General features: G+C 37.1%; 20 protein-coding genes. 6 read left to right on the top strand and 14 right to left on the bottom strand.

Annotated elements, in window-relative coordinates:
• The first annotated feature begins 82 nt into the window (after positions 1–82).
• Complete coding sequence (locus tag EIB73_RS03840; RefSeq protein ID WP_125021496.1) at positions 83–988, top strand: IS1595 family transposase; 906 nt, start codon at positions 83–85, stop codon at positions 986–988.
• A gap of 226 nt (positions 989–1,214) precedes the next feature.
• On the opposite strand, the gene EIB73_RS03835 is transcribed toward EIB73_RS03840, so the two are convergent.
• From EIB73_RS03835 to EIB73_RS03815, 5 genes are all read right to left on the bottom strand, one after another.
• Positions 1,215–2,618, bottom strand: a complete 1,404-nt coding sequence (locus EIB73_RS03835) for an NAD-dependent succinate-semialdehyde dehydrogenase (protein ID WP_125022798.1) — start codon at positions 2,616–2,618, stop codon at positions 1,215–1,217.
• Between the two features lie 196 nt (positions 2,619–2,814).
• Positions 2,815–3,141, bottom strand: coding sequence for a T9SS type A sorting domain-containing protein (locus tag EIB73_RS03830; RefSeq protein ID WP_164467851.1), 327 nt, complete (start codon positions 3,139–3,141; stop codon positions 2,815–2,817).
• Positions 3,142–3,195: 54 nt separating this feature from the next.
• Positions 3,196–3,429 carry a 4a-hydroxytetrahydrobiopterin dehydratase gene (locus tag EIB73_RS03825; protein WP_125022794.1) on the bottom strand — a complete coding sequence of 78 codons (234 nt, stop codon included), beginning with the start codon at positions 3,427–3,429 and terminating at the stop codon, positions 3,196–3,198.
• A gap of 66 nt (positions 3,430–3,495) precedes the next feature.
• Complete coding sequence (locus tag EIB73_RS03820; RefSeq protein WP_125022792.1) at positions 3,496–3,789, bottom strand: hypothetical protein; 294 nt, start codon at positions 3,787–3,789, stop codon at positions 3,496–3,498.
• A 131-nt stretch (positions 3,790–3,920) separates the two neighbouring features.
• Positions 3,921–6,587, bottom strand: coding sequence for a cation-translocating P-type ATPase (locus EIB73_RS03815; protein ID WP_125022791.1), 2,667 nt, complete (start codon positions 6,585–6,587; stop codon positions 3,921–3,923).
• Between the two features lie 446 nt (positions 6,588–7,033).
• Here EIB73_RS03815 and EIB73_RS03810 point away from each other — a divergent pair, with 446 nt between their 5' ends.
• Positions 7,034–9,052, top strand: coding sequence for a DUF2207 domain-containing protein (locus EIB73_RS03810; RefSeq protein ID WP_125022789.1), 2,019 nt, complete (start codon positions 7,034–7,036; stop codon positions 9,050–9,052).
• A 190-nt stretch (positions 9,053–9,242) separates the two neighbouring features.
• Here EIB73_RS03810 and EIB73_RS03805 read toward each other — a convergent pair whose 3' ends face one another.
• From EIB73_RS03805 to EIB73_RS03765, 9 genes are all read right to left on the bottom strand, one after another.
• Positions 9,243–11,033 (bottom strand): acyl-CoA dehydrogenase family protein, encoded by a 1,791-nt coding sequence (locus tag EIB73_RS03805; protein WP_125022787.1) that lies wholly within the window; start codon positions 11,031–11,033, stop codon positions 9,243–9,245.
• A 110-nt stretch (positions 11,034–11,143) separates the two neighbouring features.
• Positions 11,144–11,509: a four helix bundle protein gene (locus tag EIB73_RS03800; protein WP_125022785.1), complete on the bottom strand. Its 366-nt coding sequence runs from the start codon at positions 11,507–11,509 to the stop codon at positions 11,144–11,146.
• 77 nt (positions 11,510–11,586) lie between these two features.
• Complete coding sequence (locus EIB73_RS03795; protein ID WP_125022783.1) at positions 11,587–12,771, bottom strand: acetyl-CoA C-acyltransferase; 1,185 nt, start codon at positions 12,769–12,771, stop codon at positions 11,587–11,589.
• Between the two features lie 97 nt (positions 12,772–12,868).
• Positions 12,869–15,262 (bottom strand): 3-hydroxyacyl-CoA dehydrogenase/enoyl-CoA hydratase family protein, encoded by a 2,394-nt coding sequence (locus EIB73_RS03790; RefSeq protein ID WP_125022781.1) that lies wholly within the window; start codon positions 15,260–15,262, stop codon positions 12,869–12,871.
• Positions 15,263–15,268: 6 nt separating this feature from the next.
• Positions 15,269–15,721 (bottom strand): MarR family winged helix-turn-helix transcriptional regulator, encoded by a 453-nt coding sequence (locus EIB73_RS03785; protein ID WP_125022779.1) that lies wholly within the window; start codon positions 15,719–15,721, stop codon positions 15,269–15,271.
• Between the two features lie 165 nt (positions 15,722–15,886).
• Positions 15,887–16,810 (bottom strand): ABC transporter ATP-binding protein, encoded by a 924-nt coding sequence (locus tag EIB73_RS03780; protein ID WP_125022777.1) that lies wholly within the window; start codon positions 16,808–16,810, stop codon positions 15,887–15,889.
• A 110-nt stretch (positions 16,811–16,920) separates the two neighbouring features.
• Positions 16,921–17,310: a GxxExxY protein gene (locus tag EIB73_RS03775; RefSeq protein WP_125022775.1), complete on the bottom strand. Its 390-nt coding sequence runs from the start codon at positions 17,308–17,310 to the stop codon at positions 16,921–16,923.
• 100 nt (positions 17,311–17,410) lie between these two features.
• Positions 17,411–18,385 carry an iron ABC transporter permease gene (locus EIB73_RS03770; RefSeq protein WP_125022773.1) on the bottom strand — a complete coding sequence of 325 codons (975 nt, stop codon included), beginning with the start codon at positions 18,383–18,385 and terminating at the stop codon, positions 17,411–17,413.
• A gap of 82 nt (positions 18,386–18,467) precedes the next feature.
• Positions 18,468–19,037 carry a TlpA family protein disulfide reductase gene (locus EIB73_RS03765; protein WP_125022771.1) on the bottom strand — a complete coding sequence of 190 codons (570 nt, stop codon included), beginning with the start codon at positions 19,035–19,037 and terminating at the stop codon, positions 18,468–18,470.
• Between the two features lie 32 nt (positions 19,038–19,069).
• Between EIB73_RS03765 and EIB73_RS03760 the strand changes: the two genes are divergently transcribed.
• The 4 genes from EIB73_RS03760 (at position 19,070) to EIB73_RS03745 (ending at position 21,868) form a co-directional block, all read left to right on the top strand.
• On the top strand, positions 19,070–20,194 hold the full coding sequence (locus tag EIB73_RS03760; protein ID WP_125022769.1) for a ferredoxin--NADP reductase: 1,125 nt from the start codon (positions 19,070–19,072) through the stop codon (positions 20,192–20,194).
• A gap of 6 nt (positions 20,195–20,200) precedes the next feature.
• Entirely contained in the window at positions 20,201–20,821 is a 621-nt protein-coding gene (locus EIB73_RS03755; RefSeq protein ID WP_125022767.1) for a SanA/YdcF family protein, read from the top strand.
• 77 nt (positions 20,822–20,898) lie between these two features.
• Positions 20,899–21,516, top strand: coding sequence for a uridine kinase (gene udk, locus EIB73_RS03750; RefSeq protein ID WP_125022765.1), 618 nt, complete (start codon positions 20,899–20,901; stop codon positions 21,514–21,516).
• A gap of 1 nt (position 21,517) precedes the next feature.
• Complete coding sequence (locus EIB73_RS03745; RefSeq protein ID WP_125022763.1) at positions 21,518–21,868, top strand: FtsB family cell division protein; 351 nt, start codon at positions 21,518–21,520, stop codon at positions 21,866–21,868.
• Positions 21,869–21,903: the final 35 nt, after the last annotated feature.

Genomic DNA, 21,903 nt, shown 5'->3' with positions numbered 1-21,903 from the left:
TCTTTGTTAATCAATATTTTCTTTATGTATGTCCGTAACTCCACATAATTTCGTATATTTGTTTGATAATTAAATCATTGAGATGAATATTTTTAGTTTTGGCGTAGAGTTTAGCAGTGAAGAGGATTGTATATCTCATTTTAAAGCAGAACGTGACAAAATTGGCGTTTCCTGCAAGTGCGGAAAAACTGATTTTTTTTGGATTAAAAGCAGATTAAGTTACGAGTGTAAATCTTGTAGAAAGCGAACTACATTACGAAGTGGAACCATCATGGAAAATTCCAATTTGTCCTTTCTAGTTTGGTATAAAGCGATGTTTTTGATGAGTGCAACAAAAAAGGGATTTTCTGCTAAAGAAATGCAAAGGCAATTAGGTTTGAAGCGCTATGAGCCAGTTTGGGCTATGATGCACAAATTGAGAAAAGCGATGGGAAAACGAGATGAAAGATACACTTTAGAGGGCATGATTGAAATGGATGAAGGGTATTTTACAGTTGAATCTAGAGAACTGGAACAAGAGAAAGGGATTCGTGGAAGAGGAGCAGTTGGAAAGCAAAATGTTGCAGTGATGGCGGAATCTACGCCATTAGAAAATATAGAAACAGGAGAGACATCGAAATCTTGTAGATATTTTAAAGCAATAGTATTAGAAGATCATACAGCAGAGGGAATTAATGAGACTATTAAAGAATCTTTGGCAGAATCCAGCATAGTTTTTACAGATCAAAGCACGTCATATGTTGATATATCACAACTTGTAGAAATTCATATTTCAGAAAAATCTTCGAAAGAAACTACAAAAGATACTTTGCGTTGGGTTCACATATTTATCAGTAATGCGAAAAGGAATTTATTAGGAAATTACCACAAAATAAAACGCAAAAACCTTCAACTTTATCTAAATGAGTTTGTTTATAAGTTAAATCGGAGATATTTTGAAGATAAACTGTTCGATAGACTTGTGATAGCAAGCATCACAGGAGTATGATTAAAAACGGATATACATAAAAAAACTATTTTATGAAACATTAGCTCCACTTGTATGTGAACACATTATTGTTTTTAAGTCCGATATTTTCATTGCGGAAAATAAATAGGCTCTTAAATTAAGCACGATCAATATCTTCAACAAAAAAAGAGTGTCAAAGCTCTAAACTTTGACACTGTTAATAAGTTTCACCAAGATGAAATCGTGATAAAATATATTTCGAAAATTAAAAAGGTTTATCTGGCGAGGTTGTTCGGATGAGTTTAATATTCACAAACTCCAGCAAACCTTCAATCGCCTGTTCTCTGCCGTAACCGGACTGTTTCGTTCCACCAAAGGGAAGTTGTGGCGCAACACTCGTCGCATGATTGATGTAAATCATTCCGGAATCTATTTTACGTGCAACTTCCACGGCTTTTTTCGTATCGGTTCCGAAGACAGTTCCACCTAATCCAAACTCTGTAGCATTTGCAATTTCTAAAGCTTCCTCTATTGTTTCGTATTTATAAACCATCATCACGGGTCCGAATACTTCTTCAAAATACATATCCATTTTCGGAGTAATATCGGTGATCAAAGTGGGTTCTAAAAATGCGCCGGTGCGGTCGATTCTTTTTCCACCCAGAACAATATTAGCACCTTGTTCGGCCGCTTTCTGAATCTGTTCCAAAACATCTTCTGCGGCTTTTTCTGTACTTAATGGGCCTAATGTCGTATCTCGATCCATCGGGTCCCCAACTTTAATCTGGGCAAAAGCTTCTTTTGTTTTGTCTAGAAATTCATCGTAAATACTTGCTGCGACGATAATTCTTTTTGGGGAGGTACAAACTTGCCCACCATTTGCCATCCTGCCCTGAACTGCGGTTGTAACCGCTAATTGAATATCGGCATCTTCTAAAACGATAAAGGGATCACTTCCGCCCAATTCTAAGGTTGATTTTTTAACTAATTTGGCTGCGGCTGTTGCGATACTTGCGCCCGCCGGTTCACTTCCTGTTAAAGTAACTGCTTTAATTTTTGGATTTGCAACAATAGGTTCTATGTCTTTCCCTGCGACAAATAGATTGGTATAAACGCCGTCCGGTAAACCGGCTTCTTTAAAAAGATCTTCCATAATTTGAGCACATTGCGGTACATTGGAAGAATGTTTTAAAACCATCGCGTTACCTGCCGTAATATGTGCAGCCGCCGAGCGGGTCATTTGGTAAAAAGGAAAATTCCAAGGTTGAACGCTTAAAATAACTCCGATCGGCTCATAAGTTAGAAAGGCGTCACCGTGTGGAACTTTTAAGGGTTTATCTGCCAAAAATTCGGCAGCATTGTCGGCATAATAATCAAAGATAGCCGCACAAATTTTAACTTCACCAATTGCTTGGGCTAAAACTTTACCCATTTCTAAAGTCACTAATTTTCCAAGTTCCTCCTTTTTCTCCCGCGTAAGGGAAGCCATTTTGCGCATTATGGTTGAGCGTTCTTCTATAGAAGTTGTTTTCCAGGATTTAAATGACTGATCTGCTTTATCAATAATTGAATCTACCTTTTCAGGAGACATGATCTCAAATTCTTTTAGTACTTCATTATTAAAAGGATTGACGCTTTTTATCGAAGTTTTTTCTGAAGTATAGTTCATAAAATATTTTTTCTTTTTCAGTAGTTCCAAATTTTATTCCAAGAGCTGATATATAGGGCATTGATATCAGATTGCAGTCATTCATAAAATAAATGAGAAACAAAATAAGCAGCCCATTAAAGAGTGAAAAGGATATAAAGTATGTAAAAAAAAAACCGATGAGCTTATCATCGGTTTTGTTAATTTATATGTAATACTATTTCTTAATAAAACGAAGGGTTGTTGTAGTTCCGTCGTGGATCAAATTCACAAAGTAACTGCCCGTAGCCAGCGAAGAAATATTTAGTGTCGATTTGTTAGTGACTTTTGCGGTCATCACTTTGTGTCCGGCCATATTATATATTTCTGCGTCGTACTCTTTTCCAGCCTTTGCAAGTTCCAGGTTAATATAATCGGTTGCGGGATTAGGATAAAGTTGTGCAGCATTGTTGTCTACGTTTTGAACCGCTAAAGCTTTATCATTATATCTTGTAACAAAATACTGAATTGGCGATCCCGGTAATTCGGTATCTCCTGAAACCACAATCTTGCCATCTTGCTGATATTTTCTTTTAAAGAAGACGGGTTATTTATTGCGTTACTTCACCAATTCATCAATGGCTTTTGCAAGTTTGTGATCCTTTTCCGTAATCGCATTTCCTTGGTCATGCGTACACAAACTGATATTCACTTTGTTATACTCGTTGGACCAATCCGGATGATGTTGCTGGCATTCTGCAACCAATGCAACTCGGGTCATAAAGGCAAACGCTTCGGAAAAATCTTTGAACTTAAAAGTCTGTTGAAGTTTTCCATCTATTTCTTTCCACATGATTTTATATTTTAAAGATTAGAATATGTTGTTGATAGTCAAACATTATTTATTTGGTTTTATCTTTTAATTTTCCGGAATCGCATTCAAAATTTTGTGCGGTTTATCATTTCTGGCTTTTCCCTTTAATGTTGCATAAATAGAACTGTCTTTAGGTTTTGCATTCGGCATATGAATAGTTTGGACTCTTTGCTTAATTTTTGAATTTGCTGACGAAAGTTTGAGTTGCTCGGAACTTTTTAAATTCAACATATCCAAACTGTCCACTTTTTTTTCTGGATTAATTTTAGGCAAAACCTGTTGACCAAAAAGGAAAGAGGTGAACATTAGCGAAAATAAAATGGTGATATTTAGTTTCATCTTTTTTAAATTTTATTAAAGATAGAATTTATATTTAGTGCAAAACTGTATTTCACCTAGAATTTTGTTTAAAATTTATATTTGTGATATTTATTATCTAGAGAATTCAACTCTAAGTGTTAAACTATAAATTATTTTCTTTTTACAAAAATCATCTTATAAATTTCCAGCGTAACCAAAGGAACGAGACCAAGCAATAAAGCCATCAGCCAACCTTTGGAGTCGGGCATATGAAGTTTGAAAGCGCTTCTTAAAACCGGAACAAAAAGCAACATTAACTGCAGGATAAGTCCCAGCAAAATAGCTCCGTTTAAATAGTGGTTTCCAAAAATTTTGATCTGATAAAAAGGTTTTTTGCTATTTCTTAATCCTAAAGAATAGAAAAGCTGTGCACATACCAAGACCAAAAAAGCCAGCGTTCTCGCATTTTTCACAACTTCCTCCGGAATGCTTTTCATAAATGGAGTATAGCCGAGTTCGTAAAAGCCGTACCAAAAAGCAAAAATGGTAATCAGACCGATAAGAATCCCACCGATGACTACATGAGTTCCGGCACCGTGCGAAAAGAAATTTTCATGGGCATCTCTTGGTTTTTCCTGCATCACGTCAGGATCATCACCATCCATTCCGAGGGCGATTGCAGGCAGCGAATCCGTGAGAAGGTTGATCCACAAAAGTTGCGTCGCAATGAGTGGAGCCGGCCATCCAAAAGCGAGTGGCAGAAACATGGCCAGAACTTCACCCAGATTACAAGTCAGTAAAAAGATGACCGATTTTTTAATGTTCTGAAAAATATTTCTTCCCTGCTCTATGGCAACAACAATGGTAGAGAAATTATCATCGGTCAGGATCATATCGGCGGCGTTTTTGGCCACATCAGTGCCGGTAATTCCCATTGCCACTCCAATGTCTGCGATGTGAAGCGAAGGTCCGTCATTCACTCCGTCACCGGTCATCGAAACAATGTTTCCGTTGGCCTGCAATGCCTGTACTATTTGCACTTTATGTTGCGGGGAAACGCGGGCAAAAACCCTGTAGTTATTTACTTTTTCAATGAATTCATCTTCGCTGATTTCCTCAAGTTCCGGCCCGGTCAGAACCTGGTCGATACTTTCCGCTACCTCCAAATCTTTTGCGATAGCGAAAGCGGTGTTCTTGTGATCTCCAGTAATGATAATGGTTTTAATACCCGCTTTTGCGGCTAGTCTTATCGAAGGTTTCACTTCTTCGCGCGCAGGATCGATCATTCCCACCAAACCGACGAGTATCAAATCTTTTTCCATTTCCTCCGGCGCTAGATTTTCGGCTGCAGGTTTGTACGCTAAAACGAGGGTTCGTAAAGCATTATCAGACATTTTTATCGCTGCCTCACTGAAATTATGAAGGTCTTCTTCAGTAATGGCTCTGATCTCTCCTTTATCAAAAATCTGTGTTGCCATTGTTCGCAGACTTCCCAGAGCACCTTTCGTAAAAACGCTGCAGCCATTTTCAGATTTCACCAGAACCGACATCATTTTACGGTTACTGTCGAAAGGATTTTCATCGATACGTGTATATTTCTGACCTAAGTTTTTGCGGTCGAGTCCAATTTTATCGCCCAGAACAAGCAGGGCAATTTCTGTAGGATCTCCTGTTGCTTCTTCGTTTTCAAGCGTCGCGTCGGAGCAGAGAATCATTCCTTCAGACAGTAATTTCGCCGATTCAGAAATGGTCATATTTTCTGCTTCTTCCAATACCATTAGACCATCTGAGGTAAAGATTTGAGTCACGGTCATTTTATTCATCGTCAGAGTTCCGGTTTTATCGGAGCAGATAATGTTGACCGAACCTAAGGTTTCTACAGCAGGAAGTTTTCGGATAATGGCATTTTTTCGGGACATGGCGGTAACTCCTATGGAAAGGACAACGGCGACAATCGCAGCCAGACCTTCCGGAATGGAGGCAACGGCCAGTGAGACTGAAATCAGGAACATTTCCGCCAGATCGCGCCCCTGAAGCCAGGAAACTCCGAAGATGACAATACAGATTCCGACCGCGATTTTTCCGAGCGATTTCCCGAGTTCGCTAAGTTTTTTTTCTAAAGGTGTTTTAATGTTGGAGTCGGTATCCAGTAAATCTGCGATCTTTCCGACTTCGGTGGTCATTCCGGTACCGACTACAATTCCTAAACCTCTTCCGGCAGTGACGATCGTCGACATAAAGGCCATGTTTTCAATTTCAGCCAGCGGCATTTTGGTGTTCTCAAAAACACTTTCCGCTTTTTTATGAACGGGCAGAGATTCTCCGGTTAAAGAAGATTCTTCAATCTGAAGGTTCACGGTTTCCAAAAGACGCAAATCTGCGGGAATGATTCGGCCTGCGTCTAAAATAACAAGGTCGCCCGGTACCAATTCGGCACTGTCGATTTCTTTGGTCTGCCCGTCACGTTTTACGACCGCTTTCGGCGAAGACATTTTCAAAAGCGCATCGATCGCCTTTCCGGCTTTTACTTCCTGATAAGTTCCAATGGCGGCATTAAGAAAAATAACGAGCGTAATAATTACCGAATCTATATATTCTCCCATGAAAGCGGTAATGATTACGGCAGCAAAAAGGACATAGATAAGCCAGTCATTCAGTTGTGAAAAGACAATTTTTAGAAGAGATTTTTTCTTTTTCCCTTCCAAAACATTTGCGCCAAAATGTTCTTTTCTTTTCCGCGCTTCCTCTTCAGAAAGTCCTGTGTCTGCTTCCACGGAAAGTAGGGTTAAAGTTTCGGGAACAGACTTGGTAAACCAGTGTTTTATTTCTTTATCCATGAGGAGAATTATCTTTAGAAAATTGGTAAATGCAATTTACTGATTTAAAGGGGGATTTCATAAAAATATCGCAGTGAAATTTAGAAAAAAGAAGTAATGGAAAAAGAGAGGAGAAAAGGAATTAGATTTTAGATTATTTTACAAAATCCTTTGAATAATTTTTATGGGGTGATTCAAGTTGTTAGCTTGTTGAAGTATGGTCAAGGAATGGGAAGACATCCATTTCTTTTGTATCGGCAATGGTTTACGAGCAATGAAGCGTAGGCAAAGAAAAGATACAGTGTACAGCCCGGCTGTTGTTTTTGTATTTGAAAAACATGAGATGCCCAGAAAACAAGTTTATTTTACGGCACCATTTTCAGTTTTTAGGTATTTTATAATAATTCTGTGCCATCAAAAAACAAATCTTATATTAGTCAATATAATACCGTACAAAACAATAGTGAATGAAACAATTCTACACCTTAGTTTGCCTTGTCTTATTCTTTATAAATTCTGCCCAGGAGATTACTATTACAGAGCCACCAATAGAGTATGCGGGTGAAGAATATGTTCCAACTACTGATCAAACTGAGAAGGAGCGCATTATTTTCTTCAGGTCCAATATTACGGTTGAAGAAAACTCGGATGTTCTTGTTACAGAAACGATAAAAGTTTACGCAAGAGGACAGGCCATTAAAAGAGGACTTTTTCGTGCTCTTCCGATGGTTCGTAATACCAGAACGGGGGAAGAAAAAATAACCTACGACATCATCTCCATAAAAAAAGATGGATATAAAGAATCATATCACAAGGAGATCGTTAATGGTGTTTTCAATATTTATATTGGCGATAAAGACATTATTCTAAATCCAGGTTATTATACCTACGAAATTGTTTACAAAACGCAGGATCAGATTGGACATTTTAATGGATTTGACGAATTTTACTGGAATGTAAACGGAACCGACTGGGAGTTTCCCATAGCAGCTATTGAGGCGACCATTACGCTCCCGAATGGTGCGACTATTTTACAAAATTCCTGCTACACCGGAACGTCGGGGAGTACCGACAAAAACTGTACAGGTGAAAAACTTTCCGAGACTTCCATGAGGTTTAAGGCAGATAATTTGGCTGAAAAAGAGAATCTTACGGTGGCTGTTGGTTTTAAAGCCGGCGTCCTAAAAGAACCGTCGTGGTTTTCTAAGTGGATCGAAAGAAACTGGCCTTCCCTGTTTCTAATTTTTGCCGCATTTTATTTACTTTATTTTTATTATAACAACTGGCAGAAATATGGCAAAGATCCGGAAAAGCCTATTGTAATTCCGTATTTTAAAGCACCGAAAAATTTGTCTCCGGGTTCACTTGGATATATTGATAAAGGTAAATTTGAAGTAAATCAGGTCACCGCAAATTTAGTAGATCTGGCAATTAAAGGTTTTATAGATATTGATGAGGTGCAACCTACCTTAAAAAAAATGACCTATTCAAAAATCTTTTATATAAAGAAACAGGAAAAAAAGAAAGAAGATCTGCAAGGTGATCAATTGACATTAATAAAGGGACTTTTTACGAAAAATGAAGAAGTGACCATAGATGGAACGTGTAGTACTAGAATTAAAAATACCGTAGTTGATTTTGAAAAAGTGCTCACCAAAACTAATAAACTTTTTATAGAAAATACGTCCAATCAGCATTTGGTTAAGAAAGCTTTTAAAATGATATTAATTGTTTTTATGTCCGCTTTAATTATAAATGCTATCATCACCATGAATCCGATTGCCGTTGTGATCGCAATCTTTATGATTATTTTTGACGGTGCATTCATTGCGTTTCTCCTGTTTCTATGGAAAGAGAAAAGTAAGGGACTTTTTATTGGAACCCTTATTTTCGCAGCGCCATTTATCGTTCCAATATTTTTTATTGCATTTTCACTCGGTTCAATTGATGTAAGTTCTTTCGATGCAGACTGTTATAAATTTTTGATTTTTGGCATGGGTTCTTTACTGCTTTTTAGATATTTAATCAACCGGCCGGGCGAGGAAAAAGTAAAAATGGAAGCGGAGATTGAAGGGTTTAAAATGTACCTCAGCACCGCGGAAGAAAACCTATTAAAGTTTCATAATCCGCCAGAAATGACAACTGATCTATATGAGAAATTTCTTCCGTACGCCATTGTTTTTGGAGTAGAAGGGATTTGGGGAAAAAGATTTAGAGATCAAATGAAAGACACTTTAGATGCGCAACCAGATCTTTCCCTGCAAAACAAGTTTTCGCACAGCTTTTCGAGTGCATTCTCAAAAACGTTTCAGGCTTCGGCGGTGTCGCCTGTGCGTTCCTATTCTTCATCCTCGGGATCGTCATCTTCTTCCTCTTCGCGCTCGTCCAGTTCCTCCTCTTATTCCGGCGGATCCAGTTCCAGCGGGTCGTCGGGCGGTGGATCTTCCGGCGGCGGAGGTGGCGGCGGTGGCGGTGGTGGTTGGTAAGTGGTTGTCGGAGGTTTACAGGTTGGTGAGTGTTGAAGAATTGTTATTTTTTAAGGAGCATCACGGTTATTACTTCTGCCATCACAAAACCCGTTTTCCGTCAATAGCGCGGATTTACACTCCTTCCCTGATTTCTTAAAAAAGAACGCTCCAATTTCTCGGAGCGTTCAAACCACATATCAAACTATTTCTAGTAAGATCCTTTTTCCACGAAATGGGCTGCAACTTTTTCAGTTAAGGCAACTACATTTGGCATATTGGTGTATTTTGTAAATCTGCGTAAGCCAGAAAGCATCATGCGCTGTTCGTCGCCTTCTGCAAAAGATACGATTCCTTCTTTCGCTGCGGTGGTAATTGCTTCCACGGCTTTGTAAAGATTTAATCTCGCCATTGCTGCTTCTACAGAATCGGTATCGAAATGTTTTTCTGCTCTTAAAACTGCAGATTCTGCCATATAGATTTGGTTCAAAATTTCAGAGGCATTTAATAAAAGATGCTGCTGTTTTTCGATTTCCATCATGTATTTCTGAAGCGCTGCTCCGGCAACCATTAAGAATACTTTTTTCAAGTTGTGAAGAAGTGCTTTTTCTTCAGACATATATTCTGAATAATCTGGAACTTCAAAAGATGGAATTCCCATCAATTCTTTTCCGATCGCCATAGCTGGTTTCAAGAGATCAAGTTCGCCTTTCATGGTCTTCTTAATCAACATTCCTACGGCAAGTAGTCGGTTGATTTCGTTGGTTCCTTCGTAAATTCTACCGATTCTGGAATCTCTCCATGCTGCTTCCATTGGAGCATCTTCAGAGAATCCCATTCCACCGTAGATCTGAATTCCTTCATCCGCGATATGTTGCGTCAGATCCGAAACGTACACTTTTAGAATAGAACATTCCACCGCATATTCTGCCAAAGCGCTTAATTCTGCTTCTGCGTGAGACATTCCACCTGCAATGAATTCTTCGATTTTATCTTCTACATTTTTCGCAGCGCGGTAAGATCCTGCTTCAGAAACGAAAATTCCAGTTGACATTTCAGCAATTTTCTTACGGATCGCCCCGAAAGTAGAAATGGAAACGCCGAACTGTTTTCTTTCGTTCGCATAATTAATAGCAAGACTTGTAATTCTTCTTTGTCCGTCAATATTTGCCGCCGCTAATTTAATTCGACCTGCATTTAACGCATTGATGGCGATTTTGAAACCGTTGTTTCTTTCTCCCAATAAATTTCCTACGGGAATTTTCATATCGTTAAAGAAAACCTGACGCGTAGAAGAGGAGCGAATTCCTAATTTGTGTTCTTCTTCGCCCATCGTCATGCTGTTTGGATCTTCCAATTCAGAACGGTTGATTACGAAACCAGTAATATTTTTATCATCTTCAATTCTTGCGAACAAAGTGAATGTATCTGCAAAACCTGCATTCGAGATCCACATTTTCTGTCCGTTGATGATGTAATGTTTTCCATCTTCAGAAAGAACGGCTTTTGTTTTTCCGGAGTTCGCATCGGAACCTGCATCTGGTTCTGTCAAACAGTACGCTCCGAATTTTTCACCGGTTGCTAAAGCGGGAAGGTATTTTTGTTTCAATTCTTCCGTTCCGTAAAGTAGGATAGGAAGGGTACCGATTCCGGTGTGTGCTCCGTAAGCAGTTGCCAAGGAACCATTTGCTCCAGAAACCATGTCGCAAGCAAGCATGGTACTCACGAATCCCATTCCGAGACCTCCGTATTCCTCTGGAACTGCAATTCCCAAAGTTCCCATTTCGCCCAATTTGCGCATGGTTTCTTCGGTCAAAGCATAATCTTTATTTTCGAAACGCTCTCTGTGTGGAATTACGTCTCTTTCCATAAATTCAGTTACCGACTCCCGAAGCATTTTTTGCTCATCGGTTAATTCTTCAAGACTGAATAGTTCTGCAGCAGGAATATCTTTGATGATGAATTCACCGCCTTTTAGTGTTGTTTTTGTTGTATCGCTCATTGCTATTAATTTTAAAATTTGTTTTGTTAAATTGACGAATAGATGATAGACGGATAGATAATAGATTCTAACTGCTTCATTTTGCTTTTCATTCTGTAGTCTATTATCTTTTAGTCTTTTAAAGTGTTTTGGAAAACCATCGTAGCACGTTGAAATTCTTCAATTTTACTTTCTAATGAAACAGTAAATTCATCAGAAATATATTTTTTATAGTTTGCTAAAATAAGTTGGGTTTGCAATTCAAAAGATGAACCTAAAGACATATCTAGGAAATGACTGAAAGATTTGTTAGTTCTACTTGAACCTTCGGCTACATTTGATACAATTGAAACCGAACATCTATCCATCTGACTTCGCATTCCAAAATTTTCAAATGGAGGAAAGGCGATAGTGATATCTGAAATATTTTTCGCAATTTCCATAGCCATATGCCAAATTTTCAATTTCTTGAAATTATGTCTTTTAAAATCGCTCATAATCAAATTTTTATTTAATTAAAATTTCTTTATCGTTTCTCAGTCTATCATCTATCCGTCTATTATCTATCCGTCTTTTAGAGAAGCTCGAAAATACTCGCTGCTCCCTGTCCCGTTCCTACGCACATCGTTACCATCCCGTATTTCATATTGCCACGCTTGCGCATTTCGTCTAGAAGTTGAACGGTTAATTTTGTTCCGGTACAACCAAGTGGATGTCCTAGTGCGATGGCACCGCCGTTTACATTTAAGATATCTGGATTTAGATTCAATTCTTTTTTCAAAGCCACCGATTGAGAAGCAAACGCTTCATTCAATTCAATTAAATCGATGTCTTTTAATTCTAAACCGGCTTGTTTTAATGCTTTTGGAACAGCGTATAATGGACCCATTCCCATGATTCTCGGTTCTAAACCTGCTGCTGCATAGGCAACTAATCTCGCTTCCGGTTCCAAACCTAATTCTTTCACCATTTCCTCCGACATTACAATTACGAATGCCGCACCGTCACTCATTTGAGAAGAGTTTCCTGCCGTTACGGATCCGCCGTTTGCAAAAACCGGACGTAATTTTGCCAAACCTTCTAAACTCGTATCTTTTCTCGGACCTTCATCCACCGAAAAGTCATATTTCTTGGTCTGCATTTTTTGGTTCTCGTCCAGGTAATTGTATTCTACCGGAATCGGAACGATCTGATCTTTGAATCGGCCAGTTTCATTTGCTTTCAAGGCTTTTTGGTGAGATTCAAAAGAAAACTGATCCTGCTCTTCGCGGGAAATTTTAAATTGATTTGCAACCTCTTCCGCCGTATAACCCATTCCCCAATAATAATCAGGATTGGATTTTGCCATATCACTTTCCGGAACCGGTTTGTAACCACCCATCGGAATGTAAGACATCGATTCTGTTCCACCTGCGATGATGCAATCAGCCATTCCCGCCTGGATTTTCGCAGACGCGATAGCAATCGCTTCAGATCCGGAAGCGCAATATCTGTTCACCGTAACACCCGGAACTTGATCGGTATTTAATCCCATTAAGGAAATTAAACGCGCCACGTTCAAACCTTGTTCTGCTTCCGGCATTGCATTACCAACGATCAAATCGTCGATTCTGTTTTTATCTAACTGCGGTACTGCAGCCATTAACGTTTCGATAACGGTTGCTGCCATGACGTCGGGTCTTGTAAATCTCAAACTACCTTTTGGTGCTTTACCAACGGCCGTTCTGAACCCTTTAATTATATATGCTTGTTTTGACATTTTTTAAATTTTTATTTAAACATCCTTTTGTCACGCTGGAAGCGTCTATGAATACTTAGATTCCTACGGAATGACAAAGGAATGATCATTATTAATTTTAGTTTCTAAGTGGTTTCCCTTTCGTTAACATAAACTGGATTCTTTCCAAAGTTTTTCTCTCACCACAAAGTTGTAGGAAGGTTTCTCTTTCCAGATTCAATAGATACTGTTCAGTTACAATTGTTGGTTCAGAAAGATTTCCACCGACTAGAACATTCGCTAATTTGTCAGCAATAAGTTTATCGTGCTCAGAAATATATTTCCCGGTTAACATTTGATCGGTTCCAACTAAGAACATTCCTAATGCATCACGTCCTAACACTTTTACTTTTTGTTCAATCGGTTGTGTGTAACCGTGTTCCGCTAAACTTAAAGCGAGCATTTTCGCAGTTTTAATCTGACGGTTTTTATTCACAACTACGATATCTTTATGGTTTTCAAGAATTCCCATATCGTAGGCTTCGTAAGCAGAAGTTGCCACTTGACCCATCGCAATATTCATGAACATATCACGAAGTCGGTTATTTTTAACATCATCAGAATGGAATTCTCGGGAAACTCTCAACGCCATTTCTTTCGTTCCACCACCGCCAGGAATTACACCGACACCAGTTTCCACTAATCCAATATAGGTTTCTGCTGCTGCAACAACGCGATCAGCATGCATTGTCATTTCGCAACCACCACCTAAAGTCATTCCGTGTGGAGCAACAACAACAGGAATTGAGGAATAACGAACGCGCATCATCGATTTTTGGAAATAGGCAATTGCCATATTTAAATCATCCCAATCCTGATCGATTGCCATCATTAAGATCATGGCTAAATTCGCTCCAACAGAGAAGTTTGCTCCTTGATTTCCGATCACTAATCCATCATATTCCTTTTCGGCTAAGTCGATGGCTCTGTTTAAACCATCTAAAACTTCACCTCCTAAAGAGTTCATTTTAGAGTGGATTTCAAAGTTGATAATTCCATCGCCCAAATCCTGAATTGAGGAACCTGAATTACTCCAAAGGGTTTTGTTTTTTCTGATGTTATCAAGAATGATAAAAGATTCCTGACCCGGAATATTATTATAGTTTCCAGAGTTTTTGTCGAAGTAAATACTTTGACCTTCTTCGTTTACTTTATAGAAAGTTGCTACGTTTTTCACCCAATCAGAAACTTCATAACCGGCTTCTTTAGCCAGTTCAATTCCTTTTTGAACACCTACTGCATCCCAAATTTCGAAGGGTCCATTTTCCCAACCGAAACCTGCACGCATTGCGTCGTCAATCTTGTACAATTCATCAGAGATTTCCGGAACTTTATGAGAAACGTAAGCGAACAAAGCTCCTAAGGTTTTTCTATATAATTCTCCGGCTTTATCTTTTCCACCGATAAGAACTTTGAAACGGTCGATTGGTTTATCGATAGATTTCGTTAATTCCAGAGTAGGGAAGTCCGATTTACCTTGAAGTTCGTACTCCATCGTATCCAAATTCAAACCTTGAATTTCAGATTTACCTTCGGCATTTTTCACTTTTTTGTAAAAACCTTGTTCCGTTTTTGAACCCAACCATTTGTTATCAACCATGGTTTGGATGTATTTCGGAAGTTTGAAAACATCATTGAAATCGTTGGCCTCAGCACCACTTTGACTTACTCCGTTCGCAACCATGACCAAAGTATCCAATCCAACAACATCAGCAGTTCTGAAGGTTGCAGATTTCGGACGACCGATTACCGGACCGGTTAATTTATCAATATCAGAAACGTTTAATCCTAGGTTTTGAACTTCATGAAGTAAATTCATAATAGAGAAAACTCCAATTCTGTTCGCAATAAATGCTGGAGTATCTTTTGCTTCTACGGTGGCTTTTCCTAAGAATTTCGCGCCATATTCCATATAGAATTTAACGATTTCAGGATCAGTTTCCGGCGTCGGAATAATTTCTAAAAGTGGTAAATATCTTACTGGGTTAAAGAAATGCGTTCCTGCGAAATATTTTTTGAAATCATCACTTCTGCCTTCAATCAAGAAATGAATTGGAATTCCGGACGTATTCGAAGAAACTAAAGTTCCAGGTTTTCTAAACTGTTCGATTTTTTCGTAAACCGATTTTTTAATGTCAAGTCTTTCAACCACAACCTCAATAATCCAGTCGGTTTTTTTGATTTTTTCTAAATCATCATCAAAGTTTCCAACCGTGATTCTTTCCGCAAATTTCGGAGAGTACAAAAGTGCCGGACTTGATTTCTGTAATTTCACAAAGTTTTCGGCAGCGATTCTGTTTCGAACCATTTTATCTTCTTTGGTCAGACCTTTTTTCTGTTCAGCTTCTGTAAGTTCAAAAGGCACGATATCTAATAAAAGCACTTGTACGCCGATGTTGGCGAAATGTGCTGCGATACCGGAACCCATAATTCCTGAACCAAGAACCGTTACGTGTTTAATTCGTCGTTTCATTGATATTTATTTTTTGTTATTTAATTCGTTTGCAATTTTGAGAATGTCGGTCATCACTTCCTTAAAAATTTCCATCTTTTCAGCAGGGATTTTCTCAATTACTTTCTTATTGAAATTCACGACAACTTCTTTAGATAAGTTTCGGCTATTTAAGCCTTTATCGGTTAATTTAATGATAACTTCTCTTTTGTCGTTCGTGGTTTTTTCTTTGTAGATATAGCCATTGTCTTCCAGAAGTTTAATAATTCTGGTTAAAGACGTTGGTTCAATGGCCATTTTGGGACCCAGATTCGTACTTCGTGTTCCTTCCTTCGGATCAATCTTTAAAAGAGTCAAAGCCTGTACAGCAGTTGCATCATGGTCCTGCGCCAGTTCCGAATACATTTTCGAAACAGCAAGCCAGGTCGATTTCAGAATGAGATCGACGTTCTCTACTTTTTCATTGTTCGTTTTGTTCATAATATTGAGATAATGTGGTTATTCAAATATAAATAATATTATGCATGCATAGTATATTTAAATTGTTAAATTTTTGTTAATAACTAGAAATCAAACAGTTAAAAGGTATGAAAAGCATAATACTATGCATGCATAGTACTTTTGAAACGTTGAAGGAATGAGGATTTAATGAAGGTTTCGAAGGAATTCAGCAATTTCTTCAAAAGAATCACATTTATATTGAATATGATTGTTTGAAATCTCCCAAAATGGTTCGGTAAACGTAAATTTAACTGCGGACAGATCAGTTTTGAAGTTTTTTTGCAGAAAAGAGTAGAGCATTTCTGTATGTAATTCCGGTGCGAAAATTTGTGGCGCAACAAATCCTTCGTTAAAATGAAAAATGTTTGGATTGAGTAATTCGTTATGGTTTAAAAGAATCTCTTCTGTAATTCCAGCGTGAAGTTTTTCATTGCTGATAAGCCATATTTTGTCGGCAAATTCTTTTGCTAATCTCCAGTCGTGCGAAGAAAAGAGGATGAGTTTATTTTGCGTTTTCGCTAAATTCCGAAGTAATTTAAGAATAATGATTTTGTTTTCTTCATCTAAATGCGTTGTTGGTTCATCTAAAATAATCATCGGTGAGTTCTGTGCTAAAGCGCGACCAATGAATGCTTTCTGAAGATTGCCATCTGAAAGTTGACTCAACTGAAAATCTCGATATTGACTTAAATTCAGGCTTTCAATAATTTCTTCAACTTCCTGTTGATCAGATTCTTTCAGTTCAAAATAATAAGGATAATGAATGTATTTCCCGAAAGAAATTAAATCGCGTAAGGTATAATTGGCTGGAATTTGCGACTTTGAAAAAACAACCGCAACTTGTTCTGCCATTTCTTTGGATGAAAGCATTTCCGTCTTTATTCCATTGAGTAAAACTTCACCTTTTAATAAATCAGTTTGATTAAGAATAGTTTTAATTAAAGTTGTTTTCCCAACGCCGTTGTTTCCAATTAAAAGACAGATCTCACCTAAAGCCAAGCTAGTATTAACTTCTTTAAGTAAAGGAGTTTTATAACCAATTGTTGTGTTTTTTAATTGTAGAAACATTTTTTCACTAAGTGTTATTTAACGCAAAGGCGCAAAGGTTTTAAAAGTAAACTTTATGAAGGCGCAAGGTCAGCTTCGCCGATGGGGACAGATTTATCACCTAATATCTTTTACTCCGGTAAACCGTTGACGACTCGTTTAACTCCGTTCTTAAAGACATCGGTTCTAAAATTTATTAATAGACCTAATCTGCATCCTGTCATTTTTAAATAAGTTAAAAGTTGAGCTTTGTGTGTATCATTCAGAAATTCTACAGCTTTAATTTCCAGAATTAATTTATTCTCCACAATGATATCAATTCTGAATGCGTTTTCGATTTTCAATTCATCATAAATCATTGGGTAAACTTTTTGCTTTTCTGCTTTTAGACCAGATTTCTGTAACTCGTAAAAGAGACATTCTTCATAAACATTTTCAAAAAGACCGGCACCTAATCGTCGATGAATTTTTAAACCCAATTCAAATACAATTTTTGAAAGTTCATTTTCGCTTAATTCCATTGTGTTTTAAATTAATTTCATTCCAATCGGCGAAGCCGAGTTTGCGTCTTAATTTTATTAAAGGTAGAAATATTTTGCGCCTTTGCGTTTAAAAGAAACATTAAGCTTTAGATTTTTTCAACATCATCGTCAAAATCACAGGAATTCCAAATAACGACGTAATCACATTCAAAGGAAACTGCGTGGATTCAGAAATAATTGAAAAGAATTCCATAATTAATATTCCTAATAACATGTTTAAAATCCATTGTTGCCAGAGTTTTGCCGGATTAAAAAGCATTCTGCAAAAATGCGGAACCACAATTCCGATAAATAAAATAGGACCCAAAAATGCGGTTACCGACGCCGATAAAAGCGACGATGAAATAATGACTAGATACTTTAAGTTTTTCAAATTAACTCCTAAACTCTGGGCATAAGCCGTTCCTAAGGAATTTCCAATCAAAGGTTTGATGGTTTTGAAACTCAATACTAATCCGATCAAAATGATCATTGAAAGGACAATAATCTGATTTTTCGAAACCTGATTATTCGCACCAAAACTCCAGAGAATATAATTTTTTAAACTTTGATTTTCAGCATAAAACTGCAAAATAGAAACAACAGCGCCGGCTAAAGCAGAGATCAAAAATCCGAAAATAATCAGAAAGGATTTGTCCTGAAAGCGCCCGGCGAACGCCAATAGAATGACCATTAAAAATAAACTTCCGCCAATCGCTGAAAAACTTAAAAAGCTATTTTGTAAAAATTCTGAGAGTATGAAATCTTTAGAAAAGAAAATATAAAAGGCGACAGTCAAACTCGCTACAGACGTAATTCCTAAAACGGAAGGACCAGCCAAAGGATTCTGAAAATATTCCTGCAATAAAAATCCCGAAGTCGGAATTGAAATTCCCGCCAACATCATCACCAAAATACGATTGATACGAAGTTGAGCAATTTGAGAATTTTCAGAACTGGAGGAAAAAAAATCCGAAAAATTCAAATCCATAAAACCGACATTCAAATTCACCACGATCGAAATCAAAATTCCGAGGACGATAAAAATGGTGATCAATTTGAAATTTTTAGTCATTTTGCAAACCTTAATTTTAAACAAAAAAAACGCAAAGAAAATACCTCGATAGGATTTTCTTTGCGTTAATTCGTGCTTTTGCTTATTGAAAAGAATTCAGTTTTTCCGTCAACATTTCTTCGCTCATTGAACCTAAAGTCTCATCGGTTTTATCACCTTTTCTCATAAAAGTAAAGGGAATTGCGCCGCCGTCCCATTGTTTAAAGTTGGCGGGAAAAAATTCGGTACCAAGTGCTGAACCATCCAGAAGAACCACATGATTTTCCAGTCCATGTTCTGCCACAAATTTTGGTACGGCACCGTCCCAATCTTTTTTATCGTCTAAACTTACAAAAGTAAATTTAACGGGCTGCGATTTCATTTCGGCCATTTTTGCCTTAAAATGTGGAATTTCTTTTACACAAGGTCCACACCAAGTTGCGAAAAAGTTGGTCACATATAGTGTATCATTATTTTGTTTTCCCAACATTTTCGACGTTTCCTCCGGAGTCCATTCTACTTTTTTGAAAGCAGCAGTTGAAACTTCTTCATTTGCAGAATCAACAATCATAGTAGAATCGGTAGTAGAATTACTTGATTCGCTTACTTTCGTTTCCTTATTACAAGCCGATAATGCTGAAATAAACAATACGCTTAAAATTAACTTTTTCATTTTATTTTTATTATTTTTGAATCATCTTAAATATGGAAAATCTAGTACCAAAAGCCAGACAAATAGAATTTCACCGCCTAAAATTAGCGAAAAAGCAAGAACTGACCAAAAATACCTTTTCGCTTGAATTTGAAATTCCTTCTGAACTCGCGTCTCAATATGATTTTGAAGCCGGGCAATATATAACTCTAAAATTTGAATCTGAAGGCAAAATTATTCAAAAGGATTTTTCAATGACCTCGGCACCATTTGAAAAAGTAATTACCTTAGGAATTAAAATCAACAGCGAGGAAAGTTTCGCAAATACCCTTTTTCAAAATCTGAAAGTAGGGGATGAAGTAGAAGTTTCGGAACCCCGGGGACGCTTTACTTTGATTGCGAAACCGCATGAATTTAGGACGATCGTGGCCTTCGCCGGTGGAATTGGAATTACCCCAATTTTGAGTCATCTTAAAAATATTTTACGCACCGAACATCGAACACGTCTTTTTCTTTTCTATGGAAATCGGACTAAAAAAGAAGTGGCTTTTAAACAAGAACTTGAAGAATTGGTTCAGAAATACCCGGATCGATTAGAAATTCATTACTTTTATTCTCAGGAAAAAGTTGGCAACGGACTTTTTGAAGGACGATTAGATGCTAAAAAGGTCGCACTCATCATCAATCAAATTTTGCAGTTAGATGATACTGATGAAGAAAGTACAATTTGGGATGCCGTAGATGCCGTTTTGATCTGTGGAAAAGGAGAAATGATAAAATCAATAGCCAACGCCTGTTATCACCACGGTATTTTAAAGAAAAATATTCATTTTGAATTGTTTGAAGAATTTAATGAAGATATTTATCCCATTGAAAAAGAGTTTCCTTTAATTAATGATATCTCGGTTGATTTTAAACTTTTTAACAATGAATATTCCACAACTTTAAAGGACAATAAAATAAAGTTGTTGCAACAACTTTTAATTCAGAAATTTCCTGTTCCTTATTCCTGTAAATCCGGAATTTGTGGGAGTTGCGAATGTATCTTAGAAGAAGGAGAAGTAGAATTATTGGAAAATGAATATCTGACCACGAAAGAAGAGGCTTCCGGAAGAATATTGGCCTGTATGTCCGTCGTTTTAAGTAAAAAAATTAAAGTTAATTTTGATTTAAATTAAAGCATTTTGAAAAAAATATTAGACCTTTTCAAATCATTATTTAATCTCATCGAAATTGGGATTTTATTGATGGTTTTAGCTAATATTTGGGTTTTTGCAGTAACGAACGGACGAACTTATACGAAGATCTCTAAAATTCCTCCCCGGGAAACGGCGCTTATTTTAGGAACTTCTCCTAAAATGAAATCCGGTCTTTCTAATCCCTATTTCACTGCCAGGATGGACGCTACTGCACTTTTGTATCATCATGGCAAAATAAAAAAAATAATCGTCAGCGGGGAAAAAAGCCGCGGCTATGACGAACCTGCAGCGATGAAAAATTATCTGGTTTACCAGGAAGGTGTTCCCGAAAATATCATCAGCGAAGATCCAAAAGGTTTTAAAACACAAGCCAGCATTAAGAATTGTATTGAGGTTTTTCACGAAAAAGACGTTATTATCGTATCTCAGGGCTTTCATAATTTACGCGCATTATTTTATGCCCGAAATAATGGAATGAATGCGTTGGGCTTTGATGCGCAGGACGTTTCAGCAAATAACAGCTATTACAGAAATCAGTCTCGCGAGTTTTTGGCGCGCGTAGTTGCGGTAATTTATTATATTTTCAATATTGAACAAAGAGGATAAATTCTTCTGTTTTGAATTATAATTGAGTTTTACTTAAAAATTTAAGACAAAATCTTATCTTTGTAAAAACTATTTTTATGCTCGTTATCGGAATTGCAGGAGGAACCGGATCAGGGAAAACTACTGTTGTAAACAAAATTCTTCAGCAACTCAATACAGAAGGTGTTAATGTACTCTCTCAGGATAATTACTATCACGATAATCCCAATTTAACCTTAGCTGAAAGAGAGGTTTTAAATTATGATCATCCTAAATCTATTGATTTTGATTTGCTCATTCAACATGTAAAAGCCCTAAAAAATGGGGAGACCATTGAGCAGCCTTTGTATTCTTTTGTTACGCATTCCAGAACTGGTGATCATGTTTCTGTAGACCCAAGAAATGTATTGATCGTAGAAGGAATTTTGGTTCTTACCAATTCTGAATTGTTGAAAGAATATGATTTAAAGGTTTTTGTTCATGCAGATTCAGATGAAAGGTTGATTCGTAGAATTAGACGTGATACGCAAGAACGCGGCCGTGATTTGCAGGAAGTTTTACACCGTTACCAAACGACTTTGAAACCAATGCATCAGGAATTTATAGAGCCTTCGAAAAACGAAGCCGATTTGATTGTACCCAATATGAAGCAAAATACGGTTGCTATTGATTTTCTTTCGACTGTTATCAATAATACATTGAAAAAAACGCACTAAAATGGAAGACTTAATTAAAGAAATAAAACCCAAATCACCGAAAGTGAAATTTTTTCAAAAATATATTTTGAATAAATATTTCGTGACGATTGTTCTTTTTTTAGGTTGGATGGTTTTTTTTGACAGCACCTCGTTTTTGGTAATTAATGAGTTGAATGGTGAAGTAAATAAGTATGAAGATCAATTGGCTTATTATAAATCGGAGTATGAGAAAAACGCCGAATTTTATAAGAAGTTGATGAATAATAAAGCGGAGAAAGAAAAATACGCCCGGGAAAATTATTTTATGAAAAAACCAAATGAAGAAATCTTTATTTTGGTCGTTGACAGTACAAAAGCGGTGAATAAGTAAAATAGATTGCTATTTGCAGAATTTAATAATTAGAT

This window comes from Kaistella carnis, assembly GCF_003860585.1.
Classification (GTDB): Bacteria; Bacteroidota; Bacteroidia; order Flavobacteriales; family Weeksellaceae; genus Kaistella; species Kaistella carnis.
The sequence above is the reverse complement of the archived record's forward strand: the minus strand, read 5'-3'. Positions and strand labels throughout refer to the sequence as shown.